At 51.1% G+C, this 11665-nt stretch carries 7 protein-coding genes; 5 read left to right on the top strand and 2 right to left on the bottom strand.

Annotated elements, in window-relative coordinates; all coding sequences use genetic code 11:
* Positions 1-6: 6 nt before the first annotated feature.
* Together Q2J34_RS00325 and Q2J34_RS00320 are read right to left on the bottom strand one after the other, a co-directional pair.
* Positions 7-1035 carry a DUF4249 domain-containing protein gene (locus tag Q2J34_RS00325; RefSeq protein ID WP_300968974.1) on the bottom strand — a complete coding sequence of 343 codons (1029 nt, stop codon included), beginning with the start codon at positions 1033-1035 and terminating at the stop codon, positions 7-9.
* Between the two features lie 12 nt (positions 1036-1047).
* Positions 1048-3486 carry a TonB-dependent receptor gene (locus Q2J34_RS00320; protein WP_300968973.1) on the bottom strand — a complete coding sequence of 813 codons (2439 nt, stop codon included), beginning with the start codon at positions 3484-3486 and terminating at the stop codon, positions 1048-1050.
* Between the two features lie 367 nt (positions 3487-3853).
* On the opposite strand from Q2J34_RS00320, the gene Q2J34_RS00315 reads away from it, so the two are divergent.
* The 5 genes from Q2J34_RS00315 (at position 3854) to Q2J34_RS00295 (ending at position 11286) form a co-directional block, all read left to right on the top strand.
* On the top strand, positions 3854-5524 hold the full coding sequence (locus tag Q2J34_RS00315) for a TlpA family protein disulfide reductase (protein WP_300968972.1): 1671 nt from the start codon (positions 3854-3856) through the stop codon (positions 5522-5524).
* A 47-nt stretch (positions 5525-5571) separates the two neighbouring features.
* The gene (locus Q2J34_RS00310; RefSeq protein WP_300968971.1) at positions 5572-7953 is read left to right on the top strand and encodes a T9SS type A sorting domain-containing protein; all 2382 of its coding nucleotides are present in this window, start codon (positions 5572-5574) and stop codon (positions 7951-7953) included.
* A 1106-nt stretch (positions 7954-9059) separates the two neighbouring features.
* Positions 9060-9596, top strand: a complete 537-nt coding sequence (locus Q2J34_RS00305) for a hypothetical protein (RefSeq protein WP_300968970.1) — start codon at positions 9060-9062, stop codon at positions 9594-9596.
* Positions 9597-9799: 203 nt separating this feature from the next.
* Entirely contained in the window at positions 9800-10765 is a 966-nt protein-coding gene (locus Q2J34_RS00300; RefSeq protein WP_300968969.1) for a helix-turn-helix transcriptional regulator, read from the top strand.
* The gene (locus tag Q2J34_RS00295; protein WP_300968968.1) at positions 10765-11286 is read left to right on the top strand and encodes a 3'-5' exonuclease; all 522 of its coding nucleotides are present in this window, start codon (positions 10765-10767) and stop codon (positions 11284-11286) included. The genes Q2J34_RS00300 and Q2J34_RS00295 overlap by 1 nt, the downstream gene beginning before the upstream one ends.
* Positions 11287-11665 lie beyond the last annotated feature (379 nt).

Raw genomic sequence — 11665 nt, 5'->3', positions numbered from 1 at the left:
ACTGCCTTAGTGTGTCACGATCTTAAAGTCTTGTCGCTGGGTCGCAGCCATGCTGCCCAGTATGCCGAGACCATCGTGGATGTTGTTGTAGATGAGGATAGGCTCCGTGAGGCCCGTCTCACTCACACTGTTGTAGCGGTCTGAGGTAACCGTCTGCCAGTAGTGATAGAGGTCGCCCGTGATCGCATAAACGGTGACACGCAGAGCGACATAGTCCGAGACAGCGTTCTTAGTCTGCGCCTCATCTGTAGAGCCATCGGCATTGCAGACCCGTGTGGCAAAGGCGAGCGACGTCCTGAGCGTGTAGTCGCTTGTCGAGACGTTAGAGCCAGCCAGCAGATTCATCGGATAGGCTTTGGCCGACTCGAATATCAGGTCACTACTGTTAAACTGTGCTAGGCTTGGGTCCTGCAGCTGCTCCTGATACCATCTGTAGCCCTCTGGCTGGATGCCCTCTCCTCGCATTACTGCTTGCCGCTCTACGATGATACGGTAGTAGCTGTCCTTCGTGATGCCTTGGAGCGGGATGGATAGTTCGTAGTTTTGAACCTCTAGGTACTGCCCTTTCTGAAGATTTACGTCTGAAGCGTTGCTCACCCTCGAGGTGCGACGATTCTTGTCCAGCGTTTTGACCTCTACGGTGCCGAGCTGAGGCTGTGCGGGTACGGTGGTAACGGCTGAAGCTGCCTTGAGTCCCGGCTTCTCCACCGAGATCGCTATGCGGTCGCCCGTCTGGGGCTTGTATTGCGCCACCTCGCTGAGCGGTACGAGCTGATCGTTGACCCTAAGTGTCATACGATAGGGGCAGTCGGGGTGGTCGTAGGGATAGTAAACATTCGTACTGGACGAGGCAACCCCCGTCGGCTTGCTCTCGGAGAGCGAAATGTCGATGCCTTGTTGCTCTGTGGCGACCGCGTTGATGACGATGCGAGGCGTGTTGTCGCCTAGGTCGAGGGGTATGAGCGTCTGACAGCCTGCGAGGAGCGTGATGAGTAGTGCACTGCTGGCCAACTGTATATATTGTATAGGTCTCATAGTGGTCTTAGGTTAGAAGGAGTAGGTGTAACTGATGTTTGGCAGGATCGGGAAGATTGTCACCTGCTGCAGTACGGTACGGTAAGTGTGTTCGTCCGTCTTCTGGCTCACAGGCGTAACAATGAAGGGGTTCATATTGTTGTAGACGTTGTAGACGCTTAGGTTCCACAAACTCTTGCCCCGCTTATGATGCTTCGTGTAGGTGACGCTGAGATCCAGTCGGTGGTAAGGCTTGAAGCGGTAATTATTGCGCTCAGACACATGCTTGAGCGACCCCGCGGCGCCATACATCGATGGAGCCAGTGGGTCTCTCATGCCATCGTACTCGTGCGTTGCAATGGTGCCCGTCTGGCCCGAGGCAAAGACCCAGGTCGCGGCAAAGTCCCAGCTCTTGCCCAGCTGATACATCGCAGTAATCTTAAAGTCGTGGATGCGGTCATACTTAGCGGGGAAGGTACGCCCGAAGTTGAGCTCCTCACCCGGCTGGTCGAAGGTGCGCCATGTGCGAGCCCAGGCGTAGCTTACCCAGCCCGTCAGCTTGCCCACCTTACGCTGCCAGAGCAGCTCTAGGCCGTAAGCCGTGCCACGACCCATGGCAACCATCTGCTCCCAGTTTGTTGAGACACCATAGAAGAAAGAACCCTCCTTGTACTCCAGTACATTGCTCAGAGGCTTGTAGTAGCCCTCTACCGAGAAGTCGCCCCACTGTGGCACATGGAGGAATAGCCCCGCCGTAAAGTGGTGCACGTGCATCGGCTTGATGCGGTCCGTCGAGGGCACCCACAGATCCGTAGGCAGGCTCAGACTATTGTTCGTTAGGAGGTGCACATGCTGCGTCATCAGGGCGTAGCCCACCTTGGCCGTTAGGGTAGGTGTGATGCGCCAAGCAGCACTCACACGAGGCTCCACATTATGGTACCCCTTGCCCCGCACATGGTAGAAGCTGTAGCGCAGTCCCGCATTAAAGGTCCACTTATCCCCCAGCTTGATCTCATCCTCAGCATAGAGCGAAGCCTCATGAGCATAGATATTGGGATTGTTTCCGAAGACATCAAAGTCCGTCCCAGTGAAGTCCGAGAGATCCTTGCCGTTTACCTTGATCGAAGTCATCTCAGGGCGAAAGGTGTGGAAGGTGTAGTTCGCACCGAAGAGCAACTGGTGCTGCTCGACTGGCGAGTAGTGCAGTTCGCTCGTCAGGAGCCAGTCACGGATGCCCGAGTCGTAGTTCATCGCTACGGGTGGCTGATCTTTGTCTTCCTGCATCTTCATGCGTAGCCTAGAGCGGTACTGCGTATAGGAGGCTGTGGTGTTGAGAAAGAGCTGTCCGTTGATGACATGGTTCCACCGCAGCGAACCCATCGCATTGCCCCACAACCAAGACATCTGCTGCTTGTCATCTCTATTAGTATAGCGTGTCCAGACACGGTCGTTGCCGTAATAGCCGAAGAGGTACAGCTGGTCTCTATCTGAGAAGCGGTGCGTCACCTTCAGGTTCAGGTCGTGGAAGTTATATCCACCCTTCATCTTTTCGCCATCCTCACCCTCCTGGCGATTACGTATAGCAAAAGCCATCGCAGCCAGCAGGTCTAGGTAGGTGCGCCGTGCCGAGAAGTTGAAGGTGGTGCGATCCTTGATGATCGGTCCCTCCACATTGATCTTCGAGGAGATCAGCCCCACGCTCACATTGCCGTGGTACTCTTGCATGTCGCCATCCTTGAGACGCACGTCCACGACCGACGAGAGACGGCCCCCGTAACGAGCGGGGAAGGTGCCTTTGTACAGCGTCACCGACTTCACCGCATCAGGGTTGAAGGTCGAGAAAGCTCCCAGCATGTGATTCGGATTGTAGAGCGAGATGCCGTCCATAAGGATCAAGTTCTGGTCCGGATCGCCACCACGCACGAAGAGTCCCGACGAACCCTCCGAACCGCTCTGCACGCCAGGTAGTAGCTGCAGCGCCTTGATCACATCCTGCTCGCCAAAGAAAGCGGGCAGTCGCTTGATCTCGCTCGCCGATATGTGCTGCGCGCCGATTGTGGCTGTCTCGACGCCCGAGGGGTTCGGACTACCCACCACGACCACCTCGCCGAGGAGTTGACCCTCGATGAGAGAAGCCGAGAGCGTCGTATCCGACGAGAGCTGCAGACGTATCGTATCGCTCTGATAGCCTACGTAGGAAAACTGCAGGAGCACCTCCCCCGCAGGGAGCGTCAGCGAGTAGTGGCCGAACTCATTGGTCACGGCACCTGAGCGGCTGTTGAGCTCCATCACATTAGCAGCGATCAGCGTCTCGCCACTCTGCGCATCATGCACGAAGCCATTGATCGTGAACTTGCTCTGCGCTTGTCGAGGTGCTTGCTTGTGTGCTTGCCCGCTCAGTGGCGTGGCGAGCATCATCAGTAGGAGAGCCAGTAGCCCCACGGTAAAGTCATATCGACGTAAATAGGTCATAAGAAGGTTGCTATACGTTGCTAAATGAGAGTTTAAAGCGTAGTCAGCGACTGTCAGTTCACGCCCCACTCCCGCCGTTAAACGCTACAAAGGTACTGAATTAGAGATTAGAAGTTAGAGGTTAGAGCTATGCTTGTTTTTTTATAGAAGCTTTTACAGACTGTTGTAGGATTTAGAAATAAAACCTACCTTTGCTAGCGCAATTCCTCTTAGGAATATCAAGCTAGACAAAATATAAGATCAAGGACGTGGGTGAGACGATCTCACAGTAGCACTGTGTCACGATGCTCTGATATAGGAAGAGCACTCTGCTCACCCCCCCCTTTTGATCCTTCTTACATACGTACACATTGCAATTACAGGCTATATGAAAAAGACAAATACGCTACATCTTATCTTAGGACTCTTACTAAGCTCGCTCTACTTAACCACTGCACTACCTGCCAGAGGGCAAGGAATAGGTGATGGGTGGATGCCCCTCAAGAGTCTTGTCTACACCGCCGAGACCATCAACGGAGAGCGGATCAGCATAGACTCTCTCATTAGAGCAGGGAAGAAAGTGGTCATAGACTTCTCGGGTACGTACTGTGGCCCCTGCTGGGCGATACACAAGCGAGGCACTGCAGAGAAACTCTGGCAGAAGTATGGTCCCGATGGTAGCAACGAGCTATACTTCATCTGGGTCGAGGCGACTGGAGCTTCGCGAGATAAGATAGAGGGCCGAGGAAGCGGAACGCAAGGGGACTGGACCAATGGTGGTACGGTACCTTATCCTATAGTGTCTGATGCTTATATGGCTGATGCGCTAGGCATCCCCATAACAACTGTCCCGAAAGTTGTACTCCTCTCAGCAGCTGGTACCTACACAGAGGTGCAGGAGATACTCTATATCAGCGAAGAGGGGGTATACAACAAGAGCAAAGAGTGTCTCTCGTCACAAGATGCACCCGTAGTACGTGATCTCTATACACCTAACTGGGGGATCACAGCAGACACGCCCTCAGAGATACAAGCATACGTGGGCTCTGTACCTCCTGTCACGGAGTATCGCTGGCAGGTCAATGGTACTGACTATGCAACGACTCACGAACCTCGTCTCGCCTTGACCTGGGCAACGGCTGGCGAGGTAGAGCTCTCACTGATAGCGGTCAATCGAAATGGTGCCAGTGCTCCGCTATCACAGCGAATACAGGTGAGAGCTGCACATCAGGGGGCTATACAGCTCCCGCTCCAAGAGTCCTTTGAGGCTGACGGTCTACTAGGTTGGAGTCATGCCGATGTAGATGGCGATCATATTGGATGGACTTCGCTAGCTACAGAACTCAAGCGTCTCAATGTCCCTGCAACCGAGCTGTCAGCAAAGACGATGTCTCGCTCTGGTGAGGACTGTCTCCTGTCGTGGTCTTTTTACCCGACTATATTTAAGAGGTATACCGACTTGAGAGGGTATGCACTGCAGAGTAACAACTGGCTTATATCGCCAGTCATCAAGGTGCCTGAAGCTGAGACGTTAGATACAAAGCTCACGCTATATGCACGCTCGTTTAGCAAGCAGTTTAAGAGACTAGACTCACTGACGATCCTATCAGTCGTAGCTCCAATAGATCCTAAGGCATGGGAGTCGGGGGTTAAGCCTCTGCTGAAGAAGGCCCCTATCTCATACAATTGGCAAAAGATAGAGTGCGACCTCTCCTCCCTACGAGGACAAGAGATACAGCTCATACTAGCTCACCAGACTTCTTTTGCTACGGGCTTATTGATCGACGATCTCACCATTGAGACGGCAGAGCATAACGCTACTGACTCACCCTCTACATACGATTGTCGTGTCATGCTCCTAGATGGTGTCCCCTATGTAGAGACGGCTACTCCTATCGAGTGGCGACTGTACACACCTTCAGGCGTATTGCAAGCAGAGGGACTCATGCCAGAGGGACGACACCAGCTCATCGCAGAGGCTCTGCCTCAGGGGCTTTATATACTCTCCATTACGACCAGTGCAGGCGATAGCTGCTACCACAAGCTCGTACTACCCTAACAAGTCACTTAACTAACAAATCATACCAACTCAACTAGAAAAAAACTATGGTGCAAAGAACTACTTCTTTACTCATGACACTGCTCCTGCTATGCTGTGGAATGTGTATCCCGCTACATGGGCAGAACAAAATCACGATGAAAACCGACAAGCTGATCGGAGAGTCGATCAGACTAGAGATCAAGTCTGTACCTGGAGCCTCTCTACAGTTTAAGGGTCTCGAGGAGGATCCTAGTGGTGGTTACAAGGTTGCTGAACGTACCTTCTCCATCATCGGTGACGTCACGACGATACGCTTCGTAAACTGTGGTATCAAGGAGGTCTCCTTCTCCCCTAAGCACAGCACGATACGTGAGGTGTGGGGTAACTTCAACAAGATAACAGGCTCTATCGATCTCTCTGGAGCTCCAGAGCTCAAAGCCTTTGTCGTGACTAAAAACATCCTCTCGCACATCAATCTATCTAACTGCCCCAAGCTAGAGACACTCTATGCTGATAGGAATGCTCTAGAGACGGTCAATATAGAGGGGTGTAATGCTCTTAAATTTGTCAACGTCTCGGACAACCAGCTCAAGTCACTCACATTCCCCTCAGGGGCTACAGAGCTTACAGAGATACTCTGCCGAGATAATCAGATCCAAGGTGCTGCTATGAAGGCTATGGTAAAGTCGCTCCCAGATGTCAACAACGCATCTGAGTATGGGACGATACTACTAGTCAACAAGGATAGGACTACGGAGCAAAACAAAGTCTACAAGTCAGACGTAGCTGCCCTCAGGGCTAAAGGGTATCTATGCAATGCCCTTATTAATGGTAGAGTAACTCAATATGAGGGCGAAGATGACCCCGAGGTACCCGCTCAGCAGATATCAATGACCATAGGTAGCGACCTCGTAGGGCAAAACAAGTCCTTAACCATCAAGGGGGGCGGTGATATCACCATCGATGGCGTAGCGGAGCAGTATGATCCTAACCGCTCGAGCTACACCTTCACACAGCAAGAGGTCACCATACATGGAGAGGTCACTGACCTGACTTGCTCTATCCTCGGTCTGACCAAGCTAGACCTCTCACAGGCTACTTCGCTCACCAACCTCGACTGTAGCTACAATAGCCTTACAGCGCTAGACCTATCTAATACGCCTAAGCTCAAGAAGCTCTACTGTCTCAACAACCAGATCACTCAGCTGAGCCTAAACAACCTACCCAACTTGGCAGACTTTAACTGCTCTAACAATAAGATCACTCAGCTCACAGCTCAAGACAACGCTCAGCTCGCTCGCTGCGATATCTATCTCAACAGCATCTCTGAGGAGTCTATGGATGCCTTCATCAAGGCACTCCGCACGTGTGATGAAAGCACTCCAGGCGTCCTGATCGTCGTCGACACCAAGAATAGTCGGCTCAAAGAGTTCAATCAAATCACTAAGGAGACAGTCGAGCTGGCTCGTAGTAAGAACTGGGAGGTATACGACTGGGCTGCTGGTGCTGCAGTGCCCATCTCCACGACTGCGATGACAGACGACGTCATCACGCTCGAGACCGGACTAGCGGTGGGTGATAAGATAGCTCTAGAGATCAGCGGTACGGACAAGGTGCTCATAACGGGTGTCCTAGAGCCTTTTGAGGAGTTTTACAAGGAGTACACGATCAAGGATACAAAGATTACAATCCAGGGTGCTGTCAAGGTACTCGTATGTGGTGGCCAAAAGATCCAAAAGATCGATATCTCTAAGAACCCAGATCTAGAGTATCTCCACGCATACAAAAATGAGCTAACAAGCTTCACAATAGCTAACCACAGCAACATCAAGAGACTCATCCTGAGCGAGAACAAGCTATCTGAAGTCTCTGTCTCTGACTGTAGTAAACTCCAGAGTCTATCTCTCTGGGGCAATAATCTACAGAGCATCAACCTGACTAACTGCCCCAAGATCACCTATGTGGACTGCATGAGGAATAATATTAGTGACGATGCCTTCCAGAAGCTTGCCAAGGCTCTGCCAGACATGACAGAGAGCGAAGAGCAAGCTGTAATCATGCTCATAGACACCAAGTGCTCGCCTAAGGATAAGAACGTATGCCTGAAGAGTACCGTAGATAAGTTCCTTGACAAGAACTGGCAAGTCACAGACTTCGGTAATGAAGAGTTCGGACGAGAGGGGCGCCCATTCCTAGGTAGCGATGTAGCTATCGAGGGCGTTATCTCTAGCCACCTAAACATCTACCCCAATCCTACAGCAGATCACGTTTACGTCATGGGTGCTGTCGCTGAGACTCTTGTATCTCTATACACGATCGACGGACAGCTACTACACCAGACACAAGCTACTGCTACGGGAGAGGCTACGATTGATATGACCGCACTCACAGCCGGTACCTATATCCTCCGAGTAGGCACAGAGAGTCAGCGCATCATCAAGAGGTAGAGACTACTCTTCACATAGAGACTGATGCCCAGACATCAGTCTAGCTCAAAGATAAAAAGAGGGAGTGGATACGGTCGTATCCGCCCCCTCTTTTTTCGTAAGCGCAGCCAGCCGTTGTCTCAGTCTCGTAAAGTACACCAGCCTAAAATCTCTCCCAACTCCTCAACGCAGGAATCAGCCCAGGACTGACGCATTATAATCGCTATGTCAGAAGCTACAGATTAGCGACAAGGGAGGAATAGATGAGCTCATTATATAGTGTATCCGCCATGGATTAGCTGTTGGCTGTTAGCTATTGGCTGTTAGCTATCGGAACCATCGGAGCTATCAGAGTGATCGGATCTCTAACCTCTAATCTCTAACTTCTAACCTCTAATCTCTGTTTACACTTCTTTACGGGGGGATTCGTCCTATTCTCTCCTTTCTCGAATATCCACGTGGGGAATCTCGAATCTCCACGTGGCTGTTTTTTATTCTCCACGTAGGCGCGATTCATTTCTTCCGAAGTTTCATTTGATTCTTCCGAAGTTTCATTTCATTCCTCCGAAGAATTTTTTATTCTCCACGTGGAGATTTTGAAATATCCACGTGGAAATCACTTTTCCCCGACACAGCTCCGTTTTGATATATAGTCGACTCTAAATTATTGTAACGAGCCTGCGTCTAATTTGTCCAGACAGACTCTGCAAATCAATGAGGAGACTGTTGCAAAAGTCAACAGTCTCACAATCTAAGATTGTACTGACTTTGCAGAGAGGATGACGCGCAAGGCCTGAAGGAAGTATACCTCCGTATGTGACCGAAGCCGAATCCCGAAAGCAATACAGCGATTCGCCTTTATGCAACTGTCTCATTATAATCGTTCTGCCAAGAGCTACACATAGCGACAAGCGAGGCTTGGATGAACTCATTATGTATAGTGCTTCAACCCTGGGAATCAGCTCTCCCGATGAAACTAGAATTTCACCCGTATGGCACTGGAGTTTCTTACCTATGAAACTGTCGGGACTTTTGAGGAAGTCGAGAGATTCTTCAGACCTGTGCTTCAATATGGCACACCCTGCGGTGTATCTTTGCACTGTGTTCAACAAATCAGATAAAGAACTATGGATACAAATGACTTACTAAAGAGGCAGCTGGACGAAGCTGCTTGGAGAGAAATCACAGATGAGTTCCCCTGGACATTAGAGACCCTCAGGAAGTATGGTAAGAAGCTAGACTGGGATATCGTCTCTAACAACACCGAGATCCTATGGACGCCCGAGATGCTCGAGGAGTTCAAGAATTGGATAACCTGGACGAAGCTCTCTCAGACAGAGTGCGACACCATTCTAACAGTAGCATGCTTGGAGCGGTTTGCAGACTACTGGGACTGGAATAAATTATCCGGAAACGACTCCCTACCACTGGACTATGATACGATAGATCGCTTCATCGACAAGTGGGACTGGGCCGGGCTGATAGATCACAGTAGCTGGAGGGATAAAGACCTTGGAGCATCGCATCTGTACAGCTATGAATTCCTAGAGCGCTACGCTAGCCGAATCCCCGCAGATGCGCTGGAAGAGTCTCAGCTATGGTACGCCATCAAAGAGCAGCGCAGGAAAGCACTACGTCGCCAGATCGCCTGCGGAGAGGTGTAGCTCGCTAGAGAATTAGAGTTTAGAAGTTAGAGGCTAGAGCGTTAGCCTCTATGCAATAAGCAATAGTGTGCGCTTTCATATAGCAACCAAAGGGTTCTATGTGAAAGCCATTGCAGTTTTAGACTGAAAAGCGATGCACTGTGCCATGGTTTGGCAGAGCTAATGTTGTATCTTTGCCCTTAGAGAAAGAGACTAATAGTTGTATGGCAAACAAATTCGGACGATATGTCTGGCTGATCGAGCAATTTCGCCAGTACGGACGACTGACCTTTGAGGAGATTAGTCGCCACTGGGTGGATAGCGGGTTGAGCTACGAGGAGCCTCTGCCGAAGCGCACCTTTCACAATCATCGGGCAGCGATCCTCGATATCTTTCAGGTGGATATCTTATGTGACCCCCAAGATGGTTACCGCTACTACATTGACAATCCTGAGGAGCTGGAGCAGGACAACCTGCGTAGCTGGCTCATAGACTCCTACACGGCGATGAATCAGATACAAGCCGACAGCAAGCTCCAGGGACGGATACTCTTCGAGCATGTCCCCTCTGGCCGTAAGTGGCTCAACGTGATTGCCGAGGCGATGCGTCACGGCAAGGTTATCCAGATGACTTACCAGGCGTTTGGCAGACCCGAGGCTTACAGCTTCGAGGCGGAGCCTTACTATCTCAAAGTGGCGAATCGTAGATGGTATCTCCTGGCTCGCAGTCCTTACTACTCAGCTCGCAATGAGGAGCTCAATGCTGAGGACGGGGGCTCGCGCCCCAAGGATGTCTATCTAGTCTATGCTCTGGATCGCATCTTAGCGTGCGAACCGCTTGAGGAGAGCTTTGAGATGGATGAGTCTTTTGACATAGAGGCTTACTACCGAGGCTGTTGTGGGGTGATTCACTCTGAGGAGGAGCCTGTGCGTCTGCTAGTCAATGCCTATGGTCAGGGGGCGGATTACCTCCGCACGCTACCGATACATGAGTCGCAGAGAGAGCTACCCTCAGAGGTGGAGGGTGTGGCTTGCTTTGAGCTGGAGGTCTGTCCAACCTATGATCTTTATCAAGCTCTATTAGCAATGGGCGATCAGATTGAGGTGCTGGAGCCTCAGTCCGTACGAGAGGAGATGTATAACTTTGCCAAGAATCTTATGGCATACTACGAGCCAACAACTGAAGCGTGATGAATACCTTAGACTTTATAGCGATAGACTTTGAAACCGCCACGGGACAGCGCACCTCCATCTGTGAGGTGGGAATCTGTGTGGTCCGCAACGGCGAGATCGTTGAGACACGCTCCTGGCTGGTACAACCTGAGGGCAACCGATACAGCTACTGGAACATGCAGTGCCATGGCATCCGTCCGGAGGATACGGAGATGGCACCATCGTTTGCCGAGGTTTGGCAAGAGATAGCTGCGCAATACTTAGGCGATGGAGACCTGCTGGTAGCGCACAATGTCCCGTTTGATCGAAGTTGCCTGGAGCAGGCGGCACAGCTCTACGAACTCACACTCCCCGAGTTGCAGTGGGACTGCTCGCTACGCCGTGCGCGTCAGATCTACGACTACGGCTGCCATACGCTCGCTTACCTCTGCGAGCAACTATCCATCCCCGAGGGGACGCACCACCGCGCAGGCGACGACGCCGAGATGTGCGCCCGCCTCTATCTACGTGAGCTACAAGACAGTAGCTTTGACAACTAATCAAAACTAAAACAATATATGAACTACTACTCAGACAATCATTGGCATATCCAAATGCATGCTCCAGACTATCCTAATCTCAGTCCCGAGGTTGATTCAGAAGAAATGCTGTCTTTGCCACAGCCTGTCATCGGCACAGGTGAATGGAACGGCAAGGGGTGCGAAAACTTCAAAAACCTTCCAATAGGAACTATTGTATTGGTAAGAAGGGGTAACAGAGCGATTGCTCTTTGCAAAATTTTGAGCGAGAGCTATAGGAGTTCAGAACTGGAAGAGAAATACTACCATATCAACTATCGTAATGTAAAGGTACTAAGCTATATATCAGAAGAGGATCAACCCCCTAGCCAGTTATTTTCTCAAAAGGTACTAAGCCCAT

The organism is Porphyromonas vaginalis, assembly GCF_958301595.1.
GTDB lineage: Bacteria > Bacteroidota > Bacteroidia > Bacteroidales > Porphyromonadaceae > Porphyromonas > Porphyromonas vaginalis.
Note: the sequence above shows the minus strand (reverse complement) of the source record. Positions and strands in the feature narration are given on the sequence as shown.

What these genes read in the sequence shown, in the direction of transcription:
- Q2J34_RS00310 (WP_300968971.1), top strand. Translation starts at nt 5,572, where the DNA reads ATGGTGCAAAGAACTACTTCTTTACTCATGACACTGCTCCTGCTATGC.
- Q2J34_RS00300 (WP_300968969.1), top strand. Translation starts at nt 9,800, where the DNA reads ATGGCAAACAAATTCGGACGATATGTCTGGCTGATCGAGCAATTTCGC.
- Q2J34_RS00295 (WP_300968968.1), top strand. Translation starts at nt 10,765, where the DNA reads ATGAATACCTTAGACTTTATAGCGATAGACTTTGAAACCGCCACGGGA.
- Q2J34_RS00305 (WP_300968970.1), top strand. Translation starts at nt 9,060, where the DNA reads ATGGATACAAATGACTTACTAAAGAGGCAGCTGGACGAAGCTGCTTGG.
- Q2J34_RS00325 (WP_300968974.1), bottom strand. Translation starts at nt 1,035, where the DNA reads ATGAGACCTATACAATATATACAGTTGGCCAGCAGTGCACTACTCATC.
- Q2J34_RS00315 (WP_300968972.1), top strand. Translation starts at nt 3,854, where the DNA reads ATGAAAAAGACAAATACGCTACATCTTATCTTAGGACTCTTACTAAGC.
- Q2J34_RS00320 (WP_300968973.1), bottom strand. Translation starts at nt 3,486, where the DNA reads ATGACCTATTTACGTCGATATGACTTTACCGTGGGGCTACTGGCTCTC.